This is a genomic window from Bdellovibrio sp. CKG001 (genome assembly GCF_055397465.1).
In genome coordinates this window covers 3,122,550-3,144,290 of sequence record NZ_AP029173.1, presented here as the reverse complement: position 1 = coordinate 3,144,290, position 21,741 = coordinate 3,122,550, and the positions used below count along the sequence as shown (strand labels likewise).

The following is a 21,741-nucleotide window of genomic DNA, read 5'->3' as shown; positions in this document are numbered from 1 at the left end:
TTACTTTGGATTTGTGCCAACGACCAGTCGGCCGCTTTGTGATTCATCCAGCAAAGTGGAGTGGTAGTGGAAAATCACACTGCCTTTTTGCAGGTAAGGAATCAGTTTGTCAGCCATGGAAAGGGAGAGTGCTGGGCAACCCCAGCTAAGCCCCAGGCGGCCGAAAGGCTGACCGGTCTTTGGATTTTTCATATTTATAAAGTCCTCGCCCACATACCAGGCTCCGTGGACAACGATGTCACGGTTATAAGCCTGATCATTGGATTTTTGCAGACCATACATGCGCAAGGTCTTGCCGTAAGAGCCTGTGTAGATCTCTCCCGTCAGGTAGAAACCCAGAGAGGTCTGGCGGGAATCTTTGGTGTTACTAAATTTATAAGCGTAGTTGCCCTCACCACTGCCGATGCCGTGAGAGGCATAATATTTCTGCACATCCCCGGTGCGCATATTTATGAAGTAAAAACGACGTTGAGTGGAAGGGGCAGTATAATCCACGATAGCCACATACTGAGGGTTTTGCAGCGTGACCGTCTTGCTGCTGCGGATACGCTTGTTTTCTTCACAAGGACGGACGCTGGCCGGATCTTTTCCTTCGCAGATGTAGGTGTCCTGATTGAAGCTGCGGCCACGGTTTTCATACATGAATTTAGTCAGTCGAGAGAGCGCGTCGGCCGGAACCCCCGCACTGAGGATCTTTTTGGTGATGGCACTACCGGAAGATTGAGCGTGGGCCGTCAGCCCCAGAGTGCAAATCAGTCCGCCTAAAACCAGATTCAAATACAATTTCATTGGGTCTCCTACTAAATAGGAACCCGTTATAGTATGGCTTGGACAGAATGAAAACTGTCAGGATTTTAGACAGGAATAAAACACAAAAAAGGGACGGAAATTCGCTCTATTGCACCTGGTGTTCGCAAAAAAAATAGGAGAGGGGTTGCCTCTCCTATTCTTCGGGTCAGTGGCTGAGTTTGTTTTTGATATCAGCTAATTTATCGCCCACTTTGTCGCCCCATTTTTCCATGAAGCCTTTGACGGTTGAGTCATCAATGCCGACAGTGCTCATGACCTGATGAACACGCTTGTCCGCTTCGTCCCGGGGAATGCCGGTTTTAGCGGAAACCAAGGACACCAGCTCGTCGGGGTTCTTTAAGGCTTTTCGAATTTCCTCATCGGTCAGATTAAGACCTGCGAACTTCTGTTTCAAAGCGCTGGAGAAAGCTCCGAATTTATTTTCGAAGGATTGCTTGTCCATAGATGCTCCTTCCTCGACCTGGGTCGGGATGTGCTAGTGAGACAACTTACTTTTTATTTTGTCGATTTTTTCATTCACTTTGTCGCTGGCTTTATCTGCACCGCTGGTAAATTTTCTATCCAGGCCCGACATGAAGTCTTTGACCTGACGGGAGGCTTCCTCTTTGGACAGGCCGATCTTTTGTTGAACCAGTCCGCTTAATGCTTCCAAATTGCCTTTTGTTTTTTGGATGTCATCATCGGTGAGGGCGCCCCATTTTTTGCGAATCTCGCCAGAGATCTCTTTAATTTTTCCCTGGAATATGTCTTTGTTCATAAGTACCTCCTTGAGTGGATTCGGCTATCTTTAGGAGGCTCCCGTTTGGTCAAATAGTCAAATTTCTGCGCCAAAACTTTGACTACTGTCATAGAATTACTACCCGGCAAACATTCACTACAGGGGCAAATTTTGCCTGAAATCAAATGTGTTGGACCGCAGTCTTCCTGACAGGACTTGGGTCCTGTTGGCATCTCTGTTGCTTTCAATCTTGATAGGACCACTATGTGGTCATTCATCATGGAGGATGAAGTGGCTGAAGAAAAAGCGGCAGCATCGGAAGCAGTGTCAGCTCCGAGCGGGGGATCTGGACAAAAGCCTATACTACTTATTGCCCTGGCGGTCATTAATATGCTCGTCGTTGCCGGCGTGGGTTTCATGCTTTATTCAAACCGAAAAAAAGAGGCAGCAGAGCCTAAAATCGAACACGTCATTAAAGGTGAGGCGGAAGCTCAACACAAAGAAGCGACCGAAGAGAAGGAAGTCATCGGCAAGGTGGTTCCTTTGGAAACCTTTATCGTTAATCTGGCTGGTTCTAAAGGCCGTCAGGTGGCCAAGGTGAACATGGAGCTGGAAGTGACCGGCACCCATGCCATGGAGGAACTGGAAAAGCGCAAGGCCCAGATCCGCGATATCATTATTATTATCCTTTCCAGCAAGACTTACGCGGAAGTTTCGTCCCGCGAAGGCAAAGACAGCTTAAGAAGTGAAATCAAGGACACCATTAACTCTTTCCTGGTCCAGGGGAAGATTTCAAACGTGTTCTTCACAGAGTTTATCTATAACTAAGGCAGGACTATGAATCAGGTTCTTTCACAAAGTGAAGTGGATGCTCTGTTAGCGGCGGTCTCCGATGGGGATGTCGCCTCTTCAGAAACATCCAAGCCCGAAGCTCAGAACGTCGGCAAGGTGGACGAGCGCAAGATCGTTTCTTACGATCTGACCAGTCAGGATCGTATTATTCGTGGCCGTCTTCCTCAATTGGAAGTTATCTACGAAAAATTCATGCGGGCCTTCCGGGTGTCGTTGTCCTCGGCGCTTCGTAAGATCGCGTCTATCACACTGACCTCCACAGAGTTCTTAAAGTTTGGCGAGTTTATCAATACACTTCCCATGCCCACGTGCATGAGCGTTCTGCGTTTCGGTAATCTGCGTGGTTCTGCCTTGTTTGTTATAGAGAGCAAGCTGGCTTACGCGCTGGTGGACAGCTTCTTCGGTGGGGCGGATCGTCCTTATACAAAAATTGACGGTAAAGACTTCACCCCGATTGAGCTTTCGATTGTCCAAAAGGTGGTGGGGCTGGCGATCAATGACATGGAAATGGCCTGGGCCTCCATTGAAAAGATCGGTTGTTCTTTTGTGCGTACCGAGGTGAATCCGCAGTTCGTGGGGATTGTGCCACCGACGGACGTGGTTATTGCCTCCACATTTGACGTGGAATTGGAAAATGCGACGGGCACGATTTCCATCGTGATTCCTTACGCGACCATCGAGCCGATCAAACAGAAGCTACAGACTGGTTTCCAGGTGGAAACGGACCAGACGGACAAAAAGCTTTGGACGGCGATCATTCAGGAGCAGTTGCTGGAAACAGATATGGAAATCAAAGTGAACCTGGGTGAAACCGAAATCAAGTTGCGTGATCTGATGAATCTGAAGGTGGGCGATGTGATCCCGTTGGATCAGGATGCGTCCGGTGAATTCGACGTGGCTGTCGAAGGTGTTAGAAAGTTTAAAGGTTATTACGGAATACATCATGGAACCGTGGCTGTCCAAGTGACCAGACCGGTGGAAAAGTAGGGGGATGAATGAGCGACGATACATTGGACAACCTGGCAGATCAGCTGGTGGCCGAAGCCGCAGGAATGGCTGAAGCTGGCAGTAAAAGAGCCTCCAGCGAAATGCCGACACATAAAGACAGAAACTTGAACCTGATCCTGGATATTCCTCTCAAGGTTTCCGTGGAGCTGGGGCGTACCAAAATGCCGGTCAGCGAGCTTTTGAACCTGACTCAAGGCTCTGTGATTGAGCTGAGCAAATTGGCGGGGGAGCCGATGGAAGTGTACGTGAACGACAAGTTGATCGCACGCGGTGAGGCCGTGGTGGTGAACGAGAAGTTCGGTGTGCGTTTGACTGATATTATTTCTCCTGCTGAGCGTGTGGAACAGCTCAGATAAGAGGTATGAAAATGCGTTGGTTGCTTTCTTTGATCCTTGTTGTGTCAGTTTCTGCCCAGGCTTCTGAAAAGACGGCAGGCGCTGTTGTTGAGGAGACGACCTTGACGGCCCCGGTGGATTCTGAATCCCAGGAGCTGTCAGCGGCGGCTACGGCGGATCCAAAAGATCTGCCAAAAGTGGACAATCGCAAAGAGTCAGAAATTCTTCTGAATCTGGAAAGTAAAAAGACAGCCTCCAACGAAGGCAGTGGTGTGTTCCGTATTCTGTTTACGTTGTCCCTGTTGGGTATTGTGGGCACCGGAGCTTACTTCTTCCTGAAAAAATACAAAATCCCGCGCGCGATGAAACATCAGACGCAGATCAAGGTTTTGCAGCAGCACTATCTGGGGCCTAAAAAAAGTCTGGCGATTGTGCGTGTGGCGGGTGAATCCATCCTGATTGGCGTGACAGATCATAATATCTCCATGATCAAGTCGCTGTCTCTTTTGGATGATGAGGTTCCGGAAGAGGCTCCACAAAGCTTCGGGAAGGTTCTGGGGCAGTCCGCTCAAGACGCGGACTTTGATGAGACCGAAGAAGAAGTGCCAGCCCCCCGCAAGCGCAGTGCCAAGGACATGGACCTGGATGAAGAGTTCGCCATCAGTGGTATTAAAGACATCGTCTCCAAACGCCTGAAAGGCATGAGGTCTCTTCAGTGATTAAGAATAAATGGGCTCTTTGGAGTCTGCTTCTTTTGCCTCTGACTATCTTTCTGGCAAGTTCGCCTGCGTTGGCGCAGGTCACATTGCCAACAATGAATCTGGGATTTAAGACCACAGACAACCCTAATGAGGTTGTGAATGCTGTGAAACTTATCATGGTCATGACGGTCCTGACCTTGGCTCCGGCCATTTTGATCATGATGACGGGCTTTACCCGTATTATCATCGTACTGTCTTTCCTAAGACAGGCGATGGGGGTTCAACAGATGCCACCCAACCAGCTTCTGGTGGGTCTGGCTTTGTTTTTGACTTTCTTTGTGATGCAGCCGGCGTTCAATGAAATGAACACCAATGGTATTCAGCCCTATATGGCCGGGAAGATCTCTCAGGATCAGGCGCTGGAAAACACGTTGGCTCCGCTGCGTAAGTTTATGTTCCATCAAACTCGTGATTCGGATTTGGCGTTGTTCCTGAAGCTTTCCAAAGTGGATAAACCAAAAACCCGCGCGGATGTGCCGACGATGGTTTTGGTTCCGGCTTTTGTGGTTTCCGAGTTGAAGACGGCATTCCAGATCGGTTTTATCATCTTCCTGCCATTCCTGGTGATCGACATCGTCGCCGCCAGTGTTTTGATGGCCATGGGTATGATGATGCTTCCTCCAGTCGTCATTTCGTTGCCGTTTAAAATTATGCTCTTTGTTCTTGTGGATGGATGGGGTCTGCTTATCGGTTCCATGGTTAAGAGTTTCGGGTGAGGTGAAAAGTGACAGATGAATTGGTGATTCGACTGGGACAGGATGCGCTTCGAACAACTGCCATGTTGGCGGCACCGCTTTTGATCAGCACATTGGTTGTGGGTCTGGCCGTGAGTGTGTTCCAGGCTTTGACTCAGATCAATGAGGCGACTTTGACGTTCATTCCAAAAATGATCGTGGTGGCGGCGGTGTTTATCCTGGCCGGCCCGTGGATGATGGACGTGATGAGTACTTACACCGTGAATTTATTTGAAAATATTGCCGTGATGGTGAGGGAATAGAGTGCTGAACTGGAGTGCGTTGACAGAGGCTCAGATTCTTCTTTTTGCGTTGGTTCTACTGCGCATGATTGCCTATGTCGTGTCCTCTTCGTTCTTTGGCTCTCCGCTGGTGAATGCACCTATTAAGGTCCTGCTTTCACTGGTTTTAGCCATGGTTATTTTTCCAGTGGTGAAGGTTGGAAATGTTGATTATGGGCTAATTTCCAATGAAATCATCGGTTTGGCCGTGCGAGAGCTGCTGGTTGGATTGACCTTGGGTTTTTTAACCCGACTGTTCTTCTTTGTGGTCAGTATGACAGGGGATCTGGTTTCCATGAGCGTGGGTTTAAGTGCCGCTCAAATCTATAACCCGATGATGGGTTCCCAAGGGGGCGTCGTCGAGCAATTCTACTCCGCTATGGCCACCCTGGTGTTCCTGGCGATCAACGGGCACCACATGCTTTTGACCGCGATTGCGCAAAGCTATGAGCTGGTTCCGGTGAGTTCTTTGGCTTTAAATATCGGGCCGTTTGCAGAAATCGCCGTTTACGGCCAGGCGGTTCTGGTCATGGCGATTAAAATGTGCGCCCCGATTCTGGTGGCGATTTTGATTGTGAATTTGGCGATGGGTATTCTGGGAAGAGCCGTGCCCCAGATCAACGTCCTGGTCACAAGTATGCCAGTGACGATTATGATGGGAATGGCGGTGGTTTTCATCTGCCTTCCTTTGTTGGTTATGGAAATGAATGGAGTTGTTGAAATCACAGCTAGCAAACTGTTCGATGTGATGAAACACTTATAGGGTAAGGCTTTTAAGTTCTAGGAAGGAACGAGATGGCTGAGGATAACGGCGAAAAGTCCGAAGAAGCAACGGACGCGAGACGGGAAGAGTTTCGCAAAAAAGGGAACGTTGCACATACAAAGGAGCTGGCGTCGGCAGTAATTTTACTGGCCGCGGCTGGTGGCGTGTATGCTTTGGGTCGCTTTTTCTTTCAGAACATCTTTGAGATCTTCCAGCATTCCTTCGGGGATGACATGGTCAAGATGGTGCGAGAAGGAAACTTTGTAGAGGCTTTCAAATATTGCGGGATCAAAGCCATGATCCTTGTGGCGCCCGTTTTGCTGTTTACCGGTATTATCGGTGCTGCTTCCTCGATTGTTCAGATCGGCTTCCTTCAGGTCGAAGACGCTGTTTCTCCTAATTTTGAAAAATTGAATCCGGCTGAAGGCTTCAAACGCATCTTCAGCCTTCGTGCCGTTGTTGAGGCCCTGAAATCCATTCTGAAAATGGGCACCGTGGGTGTGATCCTCTATTTCCTTCTGCGCAGTGAAGTGAATCAGGTTCCTTATATGCTGACGTACTCCATCGAACAGATCATCGCCTACGTGGGTGTTGTCGTGGTGAAGCTGCTTGGTGGTGTTGGTGGCGTGATGCTGGTGATTGCTGGCGCGGATTACTTCTATCAGCGCTATGATCTTGAAAAGAAAATGATGATGACCAAGCAAGAGGTCAAAGAAGAGCACAAGCAGCGTGAGGGTGATCCGCTGATCAAATCCCGCATCCGTCGAATCCAGCGTGAAATGGCGAGTAAGCGCATGATGTCGGAAATTCCCAAGGCCGATGTGGTCATCACCAATCCTACGCACATCGCGGTGGTTCTGAAATACACCGACAATCTGCCGGCACCACAGATCGTGGCCATGGGGGCGGATCATGTTGCGGAAAAAATCAAAGAAGTGGCGCGCGAGCACAATGTGCCGATCGTGGAAAACAAGCCACTGGCGCGCACGATCTTTAAGACTTTGAAAATTGGACAAGTTATTCCCCGGGAGCTTTTTGTGGCTGTGGCCGAAGTGCTTTCGTACGTTTACCGTTTGCGTAGGAAGAAAAGATAATGGATCAGTTGTTTCAGTTTCTAAAACGATTCGATAAGATCACGAAGAATACGGATCTTTTCATTGCTGTGGGTCTGTTGGCAGTCCTTGCGGTGATGATCATTCCTTTGCCTCCGGTAATGCTGGATTTGACCCTGACTTTCTCTTTGGCCATCAGCATTTTGATCCTGTTGGTTAGTATTTACACTGACAGAGCTTTGGATTTCACATCTTTCCCGTCATTGCTTCTGATGACGACCTTGTTCCGTCTGGCCCTGAACGTGGCCACGACGCGTTTGATTTTGACTCACGGGCATGAAGGGGAGCAGGCCGCCGGTCACGTGATCGCATCGTTTGCGAACTTTGTGGTGGGTGGAAACTATGTGATCGGTTTTGTGATGTTCTTGATCCTGATGGTCATCAACTTCATGGTTATCACCAAGGGTTCCGGGCGCGTGGCGGAAGTTGCAGCTCGCTTCACCTTGGATGCGATGCCTGGTAAGCAAATGTCCATCGATGCGGAACTGAATGCGGGTCATATCACCGAAGCCGAGGCTCGTAAACGCCGTAAGCAGGTCGAAGGCGAAGCGGACTTCTATGGCGCAATGGATGGTGCCTCCAAGTTTGTTCGCGGTGATGCCATTGCCGGTATCATCATCACCATGATCAATATCATTGGTGGTTTGGCGATCGGGGTTATTCAAAAGGGTCTTGATGTCGGAACGGCTGCGAAATACTACACCATGCTGACCATTGGTGACGGTTTGCTTTCCCAGATCCCGGCGTTGGTGATCTCGACAGCTGCCGGTATTATCGTGACTCGTACTTCCAACTCTGAAAAAGACGTTGGTGAGGAAGTCACCGGTCAGTTGTTTGTGAAACCTCGTGCGGTGATGATCTCCGGTGCGGTTTTGATCCTGATGGGTCTGGTGCCGGGTCTTCCAACCATCCCATTCTTGTTGATGGGTGGTTTGTTGTGTGGAACTGCCTGGGTTATTAAAAAAGCCCGTGCCGAGCAGGCCGAAGTGGCGAAAAGACAGTCCGAAGCGGCTTTGTCAGCGCCGAAGAAAGAAAACATCGAAACGATGCTTCCGCTGGACATGGTCGAGCTGGAAGTGGGCTATGGCCTTATCAATATTGTTGAATCCGATCAAAGCGGTGACTTGCTTGAACGTATTGTCAGCATCCGCAAGCAGTTTGCTCTGGATCTGGGAATTTTGGTTCCAAGTATTCACATCCGCGACAATCTGCAACTGGCACCGGGCGAATACCGCCTGATGATCAAGGGCAATCGCGTCGGGGGCGGGACTCTTCGTCCGGAAGCTTTGCTGGCGATGGATCCGGGCAATGTGGCTGAAAGAATCGAAGGTATTCCGACAAAAGAGCCGGCATTTGGCTTGGATGCCCTTTGGATTTCGCCTGCGCGTAAAGAGGATGCAGAACTGGCTGGATACACCGTGGTGGATCTGCCGACAGTCATGGCAACTCACTTGACAGAAATCATCCGCACCCATGCGCATGAGCTTCTGGGTCGTCAAGAAGCCTCGGCGCTTATTGAAAACTTCAAGAAGTCTCATCCGAAAGTGGTGGAAGAACTGATCCCGGATCTGCTTCCATTGGGATCTGTGGTGCGTGTCCTTCAGAACCTGTTGAAGGAACAAGTGTCCATTCGTGATCTGCTGACGATCTTTGAAACACTGGCGGATGATGCTCCTCGCACGAAGGACATCGAGGTACTGACAGAGCAGGTTCGCCGCGCTCTGGCTCGTGGTATCACGGCGAAGTACACGACGGAGATGGGCAATATCCCGGTTATGACATTGCATCCTCATATTGAGGAATTGATCGCCAATTCGTTGCTGCAAACTGAGCAAGGGGTGCAGTTGGTGATGGATCCGAACACGGCACATCGTTTGATCAACGAAATTGCCCGCACGGTGGAAAACCATCCTGAAGTGGCCAGTCAGCCGATTCTGCTGACCAGCCCAACGTCACGTCGTCATTTATATAAATTAACGTCCCGCTTTATTCCTCAGTTGGTTGTGCTTTCACACAATGAATTGTCGTCGGATGCGGATGTGAACTCTGTTGCACTCGTGGAGATGAGCCATGCAGGTTAAGAAATTTGAAGCACGTACCATGAAAGAAGCTTTGGAGATGGTCAAGACCCAGCTGGGGCCTGATGCCATCATCCTGTCGGCGCGCGACAACAATAAAAGCTTCGGTCTTGTCGGAGAGGGCAGCGTGGAGATTACAGCCGCCGTTTCTGAAGAGACTTTGCAAAAAAAGAAGTTTGCTGAATCCAGATTGCGCGAACAGGACCGGGTTAAGTTCAATAACAGTTCTGCCAGACAGCAGAAAGAGCTGATCCAGAAGATGGTGGAAAAGCATGTGCAAAAGGCGGCGCCGGCTCAGGCTCAGCCCATCACACAAAGACGATACATTGATATCGAAGATGAACATGAGTTGAATCGGCAGAACCGAGTGTCTGAAGAACGAGTGCGTTCTGCGGCACAAAGAGCGTTGAATGCCTTCCAGGAGCAGGATGAAATATTCTCTCGTGGTGGAAATGCCGTAAAAAAGACCAATCCCCAGACAAAAACAACCGCGCCGCAGGCACGGCCAGCGGCTCCGGTGGCGGTTGAAACGCCTGAAATTCAGGCCCTGAAAAATGAAATTGCCAGTCTGAAACAAGTTATCAGCCAGTTCCAGCAGATGCCTCAAACCTTTGCCGGATCTCATCCGGGTGCAGATTATGGCATTAATTATGACCTGAGCTTTGTCTACTCCAAATTGACCGGTGCAGGAATGGCGCCCGAGATCGCGGCGGAAATCCTGACTCAGGCACAGGAAACACTTCCGGCTCTGAAGCTGAAGAATCGATCTTTGGTCGAAGCTTGGGTGGCTCGTCATGTTCTGGATGCCACAAAGATCGCAACCAATCCAGGTCAGGGGAAGATTCATTGTTTTGTCGGCCCGGCAGGAAGCGGCAAAACCTCGGCCTTGATTAAAATGGCCAGCCACATGGTGGTTCGTGAAGGCAAAAAGATTGCCTTGTTCACGACAGACACCTTTAAGGTGGGGGCGGCCGATCAAATGAAAATTTACGCGCAGATTTTGAATGTCCCGTTCTCGGTGATTCGCACTCAGCAGGATTGGACGAATTTGATGCGTTATCTGGCAAATGTGGATTGCGTGTTGGTCGACTACACAGGTTTGAGCCTTAAGAGCAACGACGAGATTCAGATGTTGAAGAGTCTTCTGCCGCCTGCGGCACTGAACCCGAACATTCATCTGACTCTGTCCACCAATGCCAAGGACAGTGACTGCACTGAACTGGGTCGTCGTTATTCCGTTCTGGGGTATAAAGATGTGATTTTCACATCTTTGGATGAATCCACCCAGCATGGGACCATTTATAACTTTATGAAGAGATTCGATGTGCCATTGCACTCGTTCGGGATCGGGCCTCGTGTTCCAGAGGACTTCGAGTTTGCAACCAAAGAACGTTTGCTGGATCTGATTTTCCGTATCACAAAACTTAAACAACAGGACTCTGAAGCTGTATGAGCAGAATGAATTCTTTCAATATGCAGCGCACGCGCACGATCAGTATCACATCCGGCAAAGGGGGTGTGGGTAAAACCACATTGGTCGCGAACATGGCACTGACCCTGGCGCAAAAAGGCAAAAAGGTTTTGATCCTCGATGGTGACCTGGGTATGGCTAATGTGGATATTCTGTTTGGTGTTCGTCCGACAGGAAATTTGCATGACATCATCGCCGGTCGCAAAGAGATGCGCGACATCCTGATGGAAGTTTCCAAGGATGTGTTCTTGATCCCTGGCGGCAGTGGCATCGTGGAATTCAATCATCTGAATCATTTTGAAAGAAGAGCAATGGTGGAGGCGGTCAGCGCACTTCCCTTGGGCTTTGACTATTTATTGATCGATACCGCTCCGGGAATCGCTGAAAATGTTTTGTTCCTAAACTCTGCGGCACAGACCGTGTCCGTGGTGATCACGCCAGATCCTGCCAGTTTTGCGGATGCCTATGCGTTGATCAAAGTTTTACATAAGCAATACAAGGTCAATCATTTCTCCATCATCTGCAATCAAGTGCGTGATGAACAGGAGGGGTTGGGACTGTATCAACGCTTCAATGATGTGGTTAATAAGTTCCTCTACATAGGTCTGGATTATTGGGGTTCGGTTCCCAATGATGTGGTTCTGCGTAAGGCAAACCAAATGCAGCGTCTCATTGTGAGACATGAAATCGGGGCGGAATCTTCAAAGGCTATTCGTCAAATTTGTAATCAGGTGGAGAAGTCCTGCAAACAGATTGAGTGCGTCGGTGGCATGCAGATGTTTTGGGACCAGGTCGTCGGAAGTGCGTAGGTCCGAGTTTCCAATTCTGAGAGAATTGGACTTTTAGGGCACCGACCTGTTTGATAACATAGATTTCAAGAGGGAAAAATATGGGGAAAAATGCGGCATTGTTGAAGAAATATAAGGAAGAGCCACGTAAGCTCGCTCCCACTCAGAAAGATGACCTTATACGTGAATATGCGCCGTTGATTAAATTCATCGCTCAAAAGATTGCCGTCAGACTTCCCTCTAACATCGAACTGGATGATTTGATCTCTGCGGGTGTGATCGGTTTGATGGATGCCATCGAAAAATATGACTCCACCCGTGACAATAAGTTTAAAACCTATGCTGAATTCCGTATCCGTGGAGCGATTCTGGATGAATTGCGCGCTCAGGACTGGGTGCCTCGTTCGATTCGTGACAAAGCCAAGCTTTTGGATAAAACCATGGTTCAGTTGGAAGCGGATCTGGGGCGCACACCTTCAGATGAAGAAGTGGCTAAGGCGTTGAATGTCAGCATTGACGAATTCCACGATCTTGTGAATCAGGTTCGCCCGGTCAGCTTGTTGCCTATTGATCAGGCGACGAGCTTTAGTAATACCGATAAAAAGTCCATCATGGATATTCTGGAAGGTTCCCGCACGAACAGTCCTTTCAATCAGTTGAATGTGAAGAACATCAAAGAAGTTGTGGCTCAGGCGATCGAAGAGCTGCCTGAAAGACAACGTCTGGTTCTATCTTTGTATTATTACGAGGATTTGAATCTGAAGGAAATCGGCCAGGTCTTGCGTGTGACAGAGTCCCGCGTGTCTCAGTTGCATGCACAGGCTGTCGCCCGATTGCGTGCGAAGCTTGCGGCCACTATCGGTGCCGGTGAACTGGAAATCGCGTAACATCCTTTGAAATAATTTGATTTTAAGCAAAAGCCTCCCAAGATATTTTTTCGGGAGGATTTTTTTGTTTCTGAAGCCTGTGTTAAACAACTCATGGCAGGGTCTTTGCTTTGGGAAGAGAATATAAGCAAGCAAGCTTATATCAAAGCCAAGGAGGAACTCTATGGGCACAGAAAGAACGAACCGGCCACAGCAGCCAGATTCATCCCGAGAAAGAACTCAAAGAGAAGAAAGCAGCAGACATGAAAGATCTGAGCGCTCCTCTTCCTCTGAGCGGAGTTCAAAGGAGCCTCAAAGACCACAGACAGATAGAAGTGAAAGAAGAAACCCAAGTCGCTAAGTATGGCGATGGACTTCTGGATTCCGAAAGGATCTCTTCCAGCTGAAGAGATCCTTTTTTATTTTCTGAAGCACTGTGCGGCAGCAGGGGCCCATCACCCCGGGCGAAGGGGCGAATTGTCTCCAAGCCATGATATGAAATTTTCTTCATGCTGGAAAATGGTTTTGCGGTCGTCCAAGGGACCCTTCAGAATGAGGGTAACCAGGAGGTACTTATGAAAATTCTGCCATTTCTTTTCTTAGGTCTTCTCCTCGCTTCTCCCGTTCAGGCACAAGAGGGGTCCGAAAGCGTTTACGAACACAACCATGAGATTGTCTTTGGTGACGGAGTCCAAGCTCAGGATAGGGACTACTATTTTAACTTTGGAAGAGTTCGTCTTTTTCGTGAAGTACGCGCGAACTTCTATCTACGCAACAACACCAGCATTCCCATTTATATCAATGACCTCGATTTGAACGGAAGCGGCGCCTTCAGTTTTCGCGACAATTGCCCTCGCCTTCTTTTTCGGGGGCAACAATGCCGCATTCGGGTCTTTTTTGAGCCGCGCTACTTAGGTTTGCATCGTGGTGATTTGGAATTGGAACTGACTCCACAGGAAGACATTGTCCTGCATTTGCGTGGTCGCGGAGTTCTTCGTTAGCCTTCGGAGTTCTCTTCCATTTTGGCTTTGATCTTTTTCATCAGGCGGGCCTCCATCTGACGGACGGCCTCGCGGGTGATTCCATATTTTTCACCGATCTCCTGCAGAGTCAGAGGATCGTCATTCAAAATACGCTCATCCAGGATGATCTTTTCCCGGTCAGAAAGCTCCGGGCGGATCTCTTCGATCTTTTGTTTCAGGATTTCCAGTTGTTCATTGTGCGCCAGCGCTTCATCCAGGGGTTGATCGGACTGATGGCGCTGCAAGTCCCCCAGGCTTGTACCGGAGTCCTCGTCAACCGGGCGGTCCAGACTGACATCGCGGCCGGACATTCTCATGGTCATGTCGCGGACCTCGTCTTCCGGAATGCCAAGACGACTGCTGATCAGGGCTGTGTTGGGCTCAATACCCATGGCATCCAGTGCGTCTTTTTCTTTTTGCAACTGATAGAAAAGCTTGCGTTGGTTCTGAGTCGTTCCAATGCGCACCATCGAGTACTGGCGCATCAGGAATTCCTGGATATAACCGCGAATCCACCAGACGGCGTATGTTATCAAACGAGCGCCCTTGTAAGGATTGAATTCACGAACTGCATGCATCAGGCCGACATTGCCTTCCTGAATAAGATCGATCATTTTGGAGCCAAATTTGGAGTATTCAGCCGCAATTTTTACGACAAAACGCAGATTGGCTTTGACTAGTGCCTGGGCGGCTTCGGGATCCTTGCTTTCAAAATACTTCTTAGCCAAAGCCATTTCCTCTTCACGGGTCAGGACTTTATAGCGGCGTATTTCATTCAGATACATGACCAACGGATCCGCCGAGGTCAGGGCCTTGGAAGAATCCGCCAGAGCAAGGGCTTTGCTGTCTTCTTCGATCTCGGGAAGCTCTTCCTCGGGGGCAGGAACCGCGTAGGCTTTTTCAGCTTCCACCGTAGGGCGAATGTCGTCGGTTTGGACGTCTTCGACCAATTCCGCAACGACAGGCTTGGATTCCACCGTGGTCTTGACGGATTTGCGCGCAGGTGTTTTTGCAGCAGCTTTTTTAGGAGCTGCTTTTTTAACCGATGCGGTTTTACTGGAAGAGGTGGATTTTGCCTTCGTTTTCGCCATTATGAATGTTTAGCCAAGGTATTTAGCCAATTTCCTTTGCAAGGTCTCGGTGACTTTACCTTTGAAGGGAGTCAGCATCAATGGCAGATCCACTGTGACAGAGACTTTGCTCCCTGCGCCAGCTGTGGCCACGGTCATATCCGCTTTAAATTGGGATCCTTTAAGGTTGGCGCATTTGCTTCCATCGTCGAAGGAGCACTGAATTTTTGGGTCAAAGCGTCGAATGTCCTGATCGTTCGAAAGGAATTCTTTAATCTTTTTGTAAGCTTCCTCTGCGGAATGGCTGCTGGAATGATCAATAGTAAACTTAGGCATCTCTTCTCCTCGGCTGTTGAAAACGACACATCCGACGGCGTTGTCGGGGGACCTTCTTCGCTCCGACGTGCTTAGAGCGCGCTTGCGCCTCGAAGGGCCCCCTCCGCCTTGCGGCTGCATCGTTTTAAACAGCCGAAACAGAGGCGGGGATGTTTCAATTCTGAAATTATAAGGGGAAATTTATTGCAAATGAAGCAGAATGCCTGGGGTCGAGGGGGCTCTCTGAAGGTTTTGTTATGGAGGATATAAGAATATGGTTTTTGACTGGGATGGCACAATATGTAAATCTGGGCCCACGAACAAGGTAGATATATGAAGTTTGTTAAAGAGCTAAAAAGAACACATTATTGCGGAAGTCTGAGCCTTTCTCAGGCAGGTCAAAAAGTTGTATTGATGGGTTGGGTGGATGTTCGACGCGACCACGGAAGTCTGGTTTTCATCGACTTGCGTGACCGTGAAGGCATTGTGCAAGTGGTTCTGGACCCAAACAAACCTGAAACATCTTCTGCAAAGAATCTTCGCGGCGAATTTGTCCTGGCCGTGGAAGGTGTGGTTCGTGCTCGCCCGGACGGCATGAAAAATGCCAAGATCAAAACAGGCGAAGTGGAAGTCGAAGCGGTTCGCTGCGAGATTCTCAATGAATCCGCTGTGCCTCCATTCCAGGTCAGCGACACCAACGTCAACGAGATGTTGCGACTGAAATATCGTTATCTTGATTTGCGATCTCCACGTCTGGCAGGGCATCTGATCACTCGTCACAAGGTGGCGCAGTTGGTTCGTCGCTTCCTTTCTGACAATGGCTTCCTGGAAGTGGAAACTCCGATTCTTTACAAGTCCACACCGGAAGGGGCGCGTGACTATCTTGTTCCGTCTCGTGTGAATCCGGGGCATTTCTATGCGCTGCCTCAGTCTCCGCAGACTTTGAAGCAGCTTTTGATGATCTCTGGCTACGACAGATACTTCCAGATCGCCCGCTGCTTCCGTGACGAAGATTTGCGCGCGGACCGTCAGCCGGAATTCTCCCAGATCGATATGGAGATGTCCTACATCGATCAGGAAGACATTATGGAGATGAATGAAAAGATGCTGCGCATGATCTGGAAAGAGATCAAAGGCATCGACGTGGGTGCCATTCCTCGCATGACCTATCAGGAAGCGATGGACAGATATGGCATCGACAAACCGGACACACGCTTTGGTGTTGAAATCAAGGATCTGAAATCCGTCGTAACGGGTTCTGGATTCAAGGTCTTTGACGATGTTCTGGCGCGCGGTGGGATTGTTCGTGGTATCGCGGCTCCAAAAGGTGGCAGTTATTCTCGCGGTCAGTTGGATAAACTGACGGATATGGCAAAACGCGCGGGGGCCAAGGGTCTGGTGTGGATCAAGTCCGAAGCCGATGGCACGTTGTCTTCTTCTGTTTCCAAGTTCTTCAGCCCTGAAAAGCTGGCTGAAATGTTCAAGACTTGTGGTGGGGAGCCCGGTGACTGTGCTTTGATCGTCGCCGACGATTTCGACACCGCTTGTGCGGCCTTGTCCACTTTGCGTCTGCATTTGGGCCGAGAACTGGGTCTTATCGACAACAGCCAGTACAAGTTCCTGTGGGTTGTGGACTTCCCGCTGCTTGAGTACTCTCCGGATGAAAAACGTTGGGTGGCTCGTCACCATCCGTTTACGTCTCCGAAGGATGAGTTTGCTCAGGACCTGATCAACAACAACGAAGCGGCTTACGGCAAAATGCTGGCCAAAGCTTACGACCTTGTTTGTAACGGTTATGAGATGGGCGGGGGCAGTATCCGTATCTATCGTAATGAGATTCAGCAGGGCATGTTCCGTTTGTTGGGCATGAGCGAGCAGGAAACTCAGCACAAGTTTGGATATTTCCTGGAGGCTTTGAAGTACGGAACGCCTCCTCACGGTGGTATTGCCTGGGGAATGGACCGTCTGGTGATGTTGCTTTGTGAAACGGATGCGATCCGTGAAGTGATCGCCTTCCCGAAAACGGCCAAAGCAACAGATCTGATGTCTGAATGTCCAAGCGATGTCAGTCGCGAGCAGTTGGCGGAAGTGGGAATTCGCTTAAGTCCCATGGCTGAAAAGCATCTGGAAGAATCAAAAAAGGTGTAGTGAACGAAAACCCGCCGATGATAAGGCGGGTTTTTTTATTCCTGAGGTTCAACTGTGATCGCACCTTCCACGGTGCGAACTTGAATGTGGCCGACGTTCTGCGGCTCTACCTGCAGGGAAGGGGATGTTTCCATGCGGTTTGAAATGATCCCTTGCACAGACTGCAGGTCCAATTCATACAAAGCATCCTTCGGAAGATGCAAGGTGACGGCGCCTTCCTGGGTTTCAATGTTAATATGGTTTTTGTAGGATTCTGGCAGATAGATTTCGGCTTTAAGTTGAGAATCTGTCGTCTTGCTCAGTTCCTGACCATTGACGTTCATTTGAATCCAGTGACTTGCCAGGGGCTCCAGGAAGGTGACTTGCAGACGGTTCTTCTCAGTGGTTTGTAAGATGAATTTTCCCTCTTCAAAACGGGGAACTTTGCCTGAAAGACGAACTTTCAAAGTACTGCCTTTGTGAAAGCGCACTTCCATCTCAACACGGCGTGAAGAAAGCTGAAGTTCTTCCATGCCCTGCAGAAAAAACTCCTCATTTTCTTCATGTGCTTCACCTTGCAAGAAGCGGTCAGCAACCGAGTTGAAAGCATTGAATACTGTGCCCGGGTTATTAAAGACGTAACCCATTAAGAGCATCAGTCCGCCAGCAAGAATAAAGAAAAGGGCCACAGCAGCCATCAGTAGTTTCTTTAGCATGCGAAGAAACTAACACATTGAAAAGGCATTGAAAACGTAATTGAATGAAGGAGTGTCGTCGGGCTTCTGAAAATAAGGAGGAGTGTATGCAGCGTATATTGCCAGAGACAGATCTTGAACGAAAGCTGATGTCACTGGGTGCTCCTTTTATTGAAGAAAATCAAGTTCTTGATGAGCTGTTTCAAGTTTTGGGACATGACCTTGGTGAAGACCAGGAATTGTCCCCGGAAACCAAAGAACAGGTGTTGGATGAGATCGGCGAGTACTTCTTTCGTTTGGATATGAACTACGGTCCGGAGATCAAGGCTGACTGCATCGGGATCCTTGAAGAGTTTTGGAGCGTTGTGGATCGTGAGAGCTGCCAAAAAACTTTGGAAAATATCCGCACCCAAGGACATCGCACAAAGTTCAATGTCCTAAGATCAGCTCTGCCTGTGGATGGCAGCATAGATGCGGTCTCTATGGAAAAATTCCGTCAGATTTTCAATTTCGATTTGGAAGACGGGCAGGATCTGCAGATGACAGAGGCCGACTACAGCAAGCTGGCCCTGTGGGTGCAACGGACTAACAAATATCTTAAAGAGCCGGGTATTCTGGCCTGGGATGTCTCCCGCTATATCCACTTGGTTCGTCTCAGTTTTGTCGCAGGTTATCTGTCTGATATTCAGGCATGGTCTGAAATCTTGAAGCTGGCACCGATCGTGGAAGGGAAGTTTGAAAACTGGATGGATTTTTCCCAGAGCTTTCTGATTGGTCGCACCTTCTGGTCGGGGGCGGATGACCCCCGGGTGAAGAATATCTGCGAGAAGCTTCTGGGCCATCCGGCAAGTCCGTGGCAGTTTATTTCGTGGACTTAGGTCCAGAAATCCTTTTTTCGTCTCAAGTTTAAACGTTCGATTCCGATACGTTTCCTGTGAAGTGAAGACCAGGATGGCCTTCAAACACGCACACACGGAGGTGTGATATGGAAAAAATCAGCGGAATCCTGCCGGCTTCGGCGCGGACCAGAGCGATTGACACTTCGGCATCCCAGCCTGCGCGTCCCGGCGCTTTGGCCTTGGGGCGACCGATGGGAAAGAACTCGCTGGGAGATCGCATCACCTTAAGCAAACAAATGGAAGAGATGCGGGCGACCGGTCAACTTCCAGAGCTGGAAGCCTCTCCCGTCTATAAAAATCCAGCTGAAGTCAAAAAGCTCAAGGTGATCGAAGACCTGAATCAGAAGTTCTTCAATAATCCGAAATCCGTGGCTCGGGAAGGGGATCAGACCAAGTCTGAAGAAGCCTTCACCAAAGCCAGCGAAAATGAAGGGCTGTTCTATGTGGAAAAGGATCTCAGGGCGGAAGCCGCTCCTTTGACGCCACAGAAAGACACCACTAAAGTTGCTTAAAAATAGAAACCCGGAAGGCGCCCCTCGCTTTCCGGGTTTTTAGTTTCAGATTTCCTTTTCCAGAAGAAATCCATTTTCTTCCAATGAACAAAGGCGATAAACACCTTTGAGTCTGCGCTGGCCTGTTGGTGTGCGCTCGGCCACGATCACGTAATCCAAAGACATCTGAATCAGTCGTCGAATGGCGGTCAGACTCCATTGCGGAGCCCCCATTTGAATCAGCATTTCGAGACGGATCAGGGCCTGCGCCGCATCTTGCGCGTGCAAGGTTCCGAAACTTCCGCTGTGCCCGGTGGCCAGTGCCATCAGAAAATCTTTGGCCTCGGGCCCACGAACTTCCCCCATGACCAGACGATCCGGGCGTAAGCGCAGAGATCGACGCACCAGTTGCCCTTGTTCGACGGACGGAAGCACACCTTGCGGATCCTCGCGTGTTAAGAGTTTCAGGCTGGCGTTGTTCGGCAGCGATATTTCAGAGGTGTCTTCGATAACGACAAGACGCTCGTTGGCAGGCATCAGATTCAGAAACGAATTTAAGACCGAGGTCTTTCCAGAGCCGGTGGGACCGACAACCAGAAAGTTCTTTCGTTCCGCAATTAGACGGGCCAAAGCATGGACCTGTTCATTCGAGCACCATTGGTGTTCCGCTAGGCGGGGGAAGGTCCAAGGGTTCTTCGGATGGCGTCTTAAAGTCAGATGTGGATAGCTTTGGGTGAGCTCTGCCCCCACGAGACTGAGGCGGAAGTCAGCAAAGCGCCCATCGGCGCAGGGAAACTCGGTGGTGATGTGAGCCTTGGCCGCATGACTGATCCGATCCAGGAAATTGCGGTAACTGAGATCCGAGAAAAAAATATCTTGATGGTGATGCAGTTGTCCTTGGCGTTCAAACCAAATTGCCATGGGACCGTTCACCAGGATTTCAGTGATACTTTCATCCGCTAACAAGTTCTCCAAAGGCCCCCACGAATGAAATTCGCTCAAGACACGGGCTTTGACTTTTTCTGAGGCAGTCTGCGTGTGCGTCGCCAGAAGGTTTTCCACTCTTTGGGAGCGCAGCAGATTTTCATCATCACTACTCAGCAGAAACTCATTCAAGGGGAGGCGCTGAATGTCCTCGTGAATGCGTTCATAAATTCTTTGGGCCTCCTGAATCATTGAATGCCTCCGCGATAGGTTTTCAGGTGCTGGGGGGACTCCTCTTGTTCTTCCCCTTCATGAACGATGGAGGGGCGAACAAAAATGACCAGCTCGGTGCGATTTTCCAAAAAATCATTGCTGGAAAAAAGCGCGCCCAGAATCGGCAAACGCGACAGAAAGGGCAGACCTTCATGGCCTTTGGCGTCTTCGTTTTTGATTAAGCCTGAAAGAGCAATCGTCTGGGGACGTGTCAGGTCAAAGTGGCTTGAAACCCGGTTGGTCAAAATGCCCGGAATGTCGCCCACAGCAGTGGCTTTGTCCATGGTGGAAACCTCGGTTTCAATCGACAGACTCATGCGTCCGGCAGCATCGGCCTTGGGCTTCACCCGCAGCAGAATTCCGTAGCGCTTCCAGACGATATCCTGAATTTTATAGTTCATGATTTTGATGGGGAACTCGCCGCCGGCCAGGAATTCGGCTTCTTTTCCACTGCGGCATAGAATATTCGGACTGGCTAAAATCTTCCCCAAACCCTTTTGTTCCATGGCGCGCAGGTTAAATGGCAGCTCGTCCTGCGAAAAACCTCCGGCCGGCAAAAGGCGGGCCGAATAAGCCTCGGGCCATTGCAGTCCATACTTCAGGGCAAGATTTTTTCTGATCTCAGCCACTGTGATTTGCACTTTGATGGTGGGAGCTACATCCAAACTGTTTTCATCGCGCAGGACCTGAACTCCATAGGGCGTCAACAACTTTACGTATTTCTTAAAGGCCAGATCGCTGGAGCTGATGCGTACCTCCAGCGAGGGCTCAAAGATCAAAGTTTGCGGGGGCAGTTTGGCTTTTTGAAAGAGCTGTTCGAAATAGGCCTGCGCCTCTTGTTGGCGTGCACTGGTCATTTGGGCCCGCATTTGGTATGAAAGACTTTTGTTTTTCATAAAGTCCGCCAGCTGCACCCAGTCCTGCAAGCGGTACAGATTTCCCTGAATCAGCAGGTCTCCTTCACTGAGGGCTGCTTTCAGGCCCAGGTGATTTTTGAGCTGGGTCTGCAAAGCGCTGAACGAGGATTTTTTAGAGGGGTGCAAGACCTGAACGGAATAAAGTTCCGTGCCAATCTTGATTGTGGTTTGCCCTTCCTGGCGCCCACGGATTTGCAAGTTGCGTCCCTGGCCTTCGGCAGTCAGGATGTTTCTGTCCTGAATCCAGATTCGATCCTGGGACCTTACGGACAAGGTGATCTGTTCCCCGAGGCCCAAAGTCAGTTCTGTCTGGGCCGAGGCAAAGGAAGCGCAAAAGAATGTCAAAGTGATAAGAAGTGTTTTCATACGGGGGCTGTGAAGCAACCCCCGTGCAATGATCAAGACCTAAGTTTTTGAGAAGACAGACGGCT

23 protein-coding genes and 1 pseudogene are annotated in these 21,741 nt (G+C 49.7%); 16 read left to right on the top strand and 8 right to left on the bottom strand.

Features of this window, described 5'->3' with window-relative positions; translation table 11 throughout:
* The 3 genes from ACZ50P_RS14805 to ACZ50P_RS14795 form a co-directional block, all read right to left on the bottom strand.
* Positions 1 to 789 (bottom strand): murein L,D-transpeptidase catalytic domain family protein, encoded by a 789-nt coding sequence (locus ACZ50P_RS14805; RefSeq protein ID WP_464118494.1) that lies wholly within the window; start codon positions 787 to 789, stop codon positions 1 to 3.
* Positions 790 to 955: 166 nt separating this feature from the next.
* Complete coding sequence (locus ACZ50P_RS14800; RefSeq protein ID WP_464118493.1) at positions 956 to 1,252, bottom strand: hypothetical protein; 297 nt, start codon at positions 1,250 to 1,252, stop codon at positions 956 to 958.
* A gap of 33 nt (positions 1,253 to 1,285) precedes the next feature.
* On the bottom strand, positions 1,286 to 1,567 hold the full coding sequence (locus tag ACZ50P_RS14795; RefSeq protein ID WP_464132047.1) for a CsbD family protein: 282 nt from the start codon (positions 1,565 to 1,567) through the stop codon (positions 1,286 to 1,288).
* Positions 1,568 to 1,792: 225 nt separating this feature from the next.
* Here ACZ50P_RS14795 and ACZ50P_RS14790 point away from each other — a divergent pair, with 225 nt between their 5' ends.
* The 13 genes and pseudogenes from ACZ50P_RS14790 to ACZ50P_RS14730 all read left to right on the top strand — a co-directional run bounded on the left by ACZ50P_RS14790 (position 1,793) and on the right by ACZ50P_RS14730 (position 13,578).
* The gene (locus tag ACZ50P_RS14790; protein WP_464132046.1) at positions 1,793 to 2,356 is read left to right on the top strand and encodes a flagellar basal body-associated FliL family protein; all 564 of its coding nucleotides are present in this window, start codon (positions 1,793 to 1,795) and stop codon (positions 2,354 to 2,356) included.
* Between the two features lie 9 nt (positions 2,357 to 2,365).
* Entirely contained in the window at positions 2,366 to 3,367 is a 1,002-nt protein-coding gene (gene fliM / locus ACZ50P_RS14785; RefSeq protein ID WP_464118489.1) for a flagellar motor switch protein FliM, read from the top strand.
* A gap of 125 nt (positions 3,368 to 3,492) precedes the next feature.
* Positions 3,493 to 3,744, top strand: a pseudogene (fliN, locus tag ACZ50P_RS14780) (flagellar motor switch protein FliN); the annotation flags it as partial.
* Positions 3,745 to 3,749: 5 nt separating this feature from the next.
* Positions 3,750 to 4,442 (top strand): FliO/MopB family protein, encoded by a 693-nt coding sequence (locus tag ACZ50P_RS14775; RefSeq protein ID WP_464132045.1) that lies wholly within the window; start codon positions 3,750 to 3,752, stop codon positions 4,440 to 4,442.
* Positions 4,439 to 5,200 (top strand): flagellar type III secretion system pore protein FliP, encoded by a 762-nt coding sequence (gene fliP, locus ACZ50P_RS14770; protein WP_464118485.1) that lies wholly within the window; start codon positions 4,439 to 4,441, stop codon positions 5,198 to 5,200. The genes ACZ50P_RS14775 and fliP overlap by 4 nt, the downstream gene beginning before the upstream one ends.
* Before the next feature lie 8 nt (positions 5,201 to 5,208).
* Positions 5,209 to 5,481 carry a flagellar biosynthesis protein FliQ gene (fliQ, locus tag ACZ50P_RS14765; protein ID WP_262553001.1) on the top strand — a complete coding sequence of 91 codons (273 nt, stop codon included), beginning with the start codon at positions 5,209 to 5,211 and terminating at the stop codon, positions 5,479 to 5,481.
* Between the two features lies 1 nt (position 5,482).
* Complete coding sequence (fliR, locus tag ACZ50P_RS14760) at positions 5,483 to 6,262, top strand: flagellar biosynthetic protein FliR (RefSeq protein WP_464118484.1); 780 nt, start codon at positions 5,483 to 5,485, stop codon at positions 6,260 to 6,262.
* A gap of 32 nt (positions 6,263 to 6,294) precedes the next feature.
* On the top strand, positions 6,295 to 7,356 hold the full coding sequence (gene flhB / locus ACZ50P_RS14755; RefSeq protein WP_464132044.1) for a flagellar biosynthesis protein FlhB: 1,062 nt from the start codon (positions 6,295 to 6,297) through the stop codon (positions 7,354 to 7,356).
* Complete coding sequence (flhA, locus tag ACZ50P_RS14750) at positions 7,356 to 9,455, top strand: flagellar biosynthesis protein FlhA (RefSeq protein WP_464132042.1); 2,100 nt, start codon at positions 7,356 to 7,358, stop codon at positions 9,453 to 9,455. Before flhB ends, flhA begins: the two co-directional genes overlap by 1 nt.
* Positions 9,445 to 10,905, top strand: a complete 1,461-nt coding sequence (gene flhF / locus ACZ50P_RS14745; RefSeq protein ID WP_464132041.1) for a flagellar biosynthesis protein FlhF — start codon at positions 9,445 to 9,447, stop codon at positions 10,903 to 10,905. Before flhA ends, flhF begins: the two co-directional genes overlap by 11 nt.
* Entirely contained in the window at positions 10,902 to 11,732 is an 831-nt protein-coding gene (locus ACZ50P_RS14740; RefSeq protein WP_464118480.1) for a MinD/ParA family protein, read from the top strand. The genes flhF and ACZ50P_RS14740 overlap by 4 nt, the downstream gene beginning before the upstream one ends.
* An 80-nt stretch (positions 11,733 to 11,812) precedes the next feature.
* Entirely contained in the window at positions 11,813 to 12,598 is a 786-nt protein-coding gene (locus ACZ50P_RS14735) for a FliA/WhiG family RNA polymerase sigma factor (protein ID WP_011165664.1), read from the top strand.
* Between the two features lie 554 nt (positions 12,599 to 13,152).
* Entirely contained in the window at positions 13,153 to 13,578 is a 426-nt protein-coding gene (locus tag ACZ50P_RS14730) for an Ig-like domain-containing protein (RefSeq protein ID WP_464132039.1), read from the top strand.
* Here ACZ50P_RS14730 and ACZ50P_RS14725 read toward each other — a convergent pair.
* Both ACZ50P_RS14725 and ACZ50P_RS14720 read right to left on the bottom strand, forming a co-directional pair.
* Positions 13,575 to 14,690: a sigma-70 family RNA polymerase sigma factor gene (locus ACZ50P_RS14725; protein WP_464132038.1), complete on the bottom strand. Its 1,116-nt coding sequence runs from the start codon at positions 14,688 to 14,690 to the stop codon at positions 13,575 to 13,577. The two genes, ACZ50P_RS14730 and ACZ50P_RS14725, sit on opposite strands and share 4 nt — an antisense overlap.
* 9 nt (positions 14,691 to 14,699) lie before the next feature.
* A complete protein-coding gene (locus ACZ50P_RS14720; protein WP_464132036.1) occupies positions 14,700 to 15,005 on the bottom strand; it encodes a polyhydroxyalkanoic acid system family protein in 306 nt (101 codons plus the stop codon).
* A 312-nt stretch (positions 15,006 to 15,317) separates the two neighbouring features.
* Between ACZ50P_RS14720 and aspS the strand changes: the two genes are divergently transcribed.
* On the top strand, positions 15,318 to 17,132 hold the full coding sequence (aspS, locus tag ACZ50P_RS14715; RefSeq protein ID WP_464132035.1) for an aspartate--tRNA ligase: 1,815 nt from the start codon (positions 15,318 to 15,320) through the stop codon (positions 17,130 to 17,132).
* Between the two features lie 35 nt (positions 17,133 to 17,167).
* Here the strand turns inward: aspS and ACZ50P_RS14710 are convergent, their stop codons facing one another.
* Positions 17,168 to 17,827 (bottom strand): hypothetical protein, encoded by a 660-nt coding sequence (locus tag ACZ50P_RS14710; protein ID WP_464132033.1) that lies wholly within the window; start codon positions 17,825 to 17,827, stop codon positions 17,168 to 17,170.
* An 86-nt stretch (positions 17,828 to 17,913) separates the two neighbouring features.
* On the opposite strand from ACZ50P_RS14710, the gene ACZ50P_RS14705 reads away from it, so the two are divergent.
* Positions 17,914 to 18,684 carry a DUF1266 domain-containing protein gene (locus ACZ50P_RS14705; protein WP_464118473.1) on the top strand — a complete coding sequence of 257 codons (771 nt, stop codon included), beginning with the start codon at positions 17,914 to 17,916 and terminating at the stop codon, positions 18,682 to 18,684.
* 107 nt (positions 18,685 to 18,791) lie between these two features.
* Positions 18,792 to 19,217 (top strand): hypothetical protein, encoded by a 426-nt coding sequence (locus tag ACZ50P_RS14700; protein WP_464118472.1) that lies wholly within the window; start codon positions 18,792 to 18,794, stop codon positions 19,215 to 19,217.
* Between the two features lie 45 nt (positions 19,218 to 19,262).
* On the opposite strand, the gene ACZ50P_RS14695 is transcribed toward ACZ50P_RS14700, so the two are convergent.
* Positions 19,263 to 20,372 (bottom strand): CpaF family protein, encoded by a 1,110-nt coding sequence (locus ACZ50P_RS14695; RefSeq protein ID WP_464132031.1) that lies wholly within the window; start codon positions 20,370 to 20,372, stop codon positions 19,263 to 19,265.
* The gene (locus ACZ50P_RS14690; protein ID WP_464132029.1) at positions 20,369 to 21,676 is read right to left on the bottom strand and encodes a type II and III secretion system protein family protein; all 1,308 of its coding nucleotides are present in this window, start codon (positions 21,674 to 21,676) and stop codon (positions 20,369 to 20,371) included. The genes ACZ50P_RS14695 and ACZ50P_RS14690 overlap by 4 nt, the downstream gene beginning before the upstream one ends.
* Positions 21,677 to 21,741 lie beyond the last annotated feature (65 nt).

Bases quoted from the DNA above. Each gene is read 5' to 3' on its own strand.
- ACZ50P_RS14800 (WP_464118493.1), bottom strand. From the start codon at position 1,252: ATGGACAAGCAATCCTTCGAAAATAAATTCGGAGCTTTCTCCAGCGCT.
- fliM (WP_464118489.1), top strand. From the start codon at position 2,366: ATGAATCAGGTTCTTTCACAAAGTGAAGTGGATGCTCTGTTAGCGGCG.
- flhF (WP_464132041.1), top strand. From the start codon at position 9,445: ATGCAGGTTAAGAAATTTGAAGCACGTACCATGAAAGAAGCTTTGGAG.
- aspS (WP_464132035.1), top strand. From the start codon at position 15,318: ATGAAGTTTGTTAAAGAGCTAAAAAGAACACATTATTGCGGAAGTCTG.
- ACZ50P_RS14720 (WP_464132036.1), bottom strand. From the start codon at position 15,005: ATGCCTAAGTTTACTATTGATCATTCCAGCAGCCATTCCGCAGAGGAA.
- ACZ50P_RS14705 (WP_464118473.1), top strand. From the start codon at position 17,914: ATGCAGCGTATATTGCCAGAGACAGATCTTGAACGAAAGCTGATGTCA.
- ACZ50P_RS14725 (WP_464132038.1), bottom strand. From the start codon at position 14,690: ATGGCGAAAACGAAGGCAAAATCCACCTCTTCCAGTAAAACCGCATCG.
- ACZ50P_RS14690 (WP_464132029.1), bottom strand. From the start codon at position 21,676: ATGAAAACACTTCTTATCACTTTGACATTCTTTTGCGCTTCCTTTGCC.
- ACZ50P_RS14710 (WP_464132033.1), bottom strand. From the start codon at position 17,827: ATGCTAAAGAAACTACTGATGGCTGCTGTGGCCCTTTTCTTTATTCTT.
- ACZ50P_RS14700 (WP_464118472.1), top strand. From the start codon at position 18,792: ATGGAAAAAATCAGCGGAATCCTGCCGGCTTCGGCGCGGACCAGAGCG.
- ACZ50P_RS14795 (WP_464132047.1), bottom strand. From the start codon at position 1,567: ATGAACAAAGACATATTCCAGGGAAAAATTAAAGAGATCTCTGGCGAG.
- ACZ50P_RS14730 (WP_464132039.1), top strand. From the start codon at position 13,153: ATGAAAATTCTGCCATTTCTTTTCTTAGGTCTTCTCCTCGCTTCTCCC.
- ACZ50P_RS14735 (WP_011165664.1), top strand. From the start codon at position 11,813: ATGGGGAAAAATGCGGCATTGTTGAAGAAATATAAGGAAGAGCCACGT.
- flhA (WP_464132042.1), top strand. From the start codon at position 7,356: ATGGATCAGTTGTTTCAGTTTCTAAAACGATTCGATAAGATCACGAAG.
- ACZ50P_RS14790 (WP_464132046.1), top strand. From the start codon at position 1,793: ATGTGGTCATTCATCATGGAGGATGAAGTGGCTGAAGAAAAAGCGGCA.
- flhB (WP_464132044.1), top strand. From the start codon at position 6,295: ATGGCTGAGGATAACGGCGAAAAGTCCGAAGAAGCAACGGACGCGAGA.
- ACZ50P_RS14695 (WP_464132031.1), bottom strand. From the start codon at position 20,372: ATGATTCAGGAGGCCCAAAGAATTTATGAACGCATTCACGAGGACATT.
- ACZ50P_RS14805 (WP_464118494.1), bottom strand. From the start codon at position 789: ATGAAATTGTATTTGAATCTGGTTTTAGGCGGACTGATTTGCACTCTG.
- ACZ50P_RS14775 (WP_464132045.1), top strand. From the start codon at position 3,750: ATGAAAATGCGTTGGTTGCTTTCTTTGATCCTTGTTGTGTCAGTTTCT.
- ACZ50P_RS14740 (WP_464118480.1), top strand. From the start codon at position 10,902: ATGAGCAGAATGAATTCTTTCAATATGCAGCGCACGCGCACGATCAGT.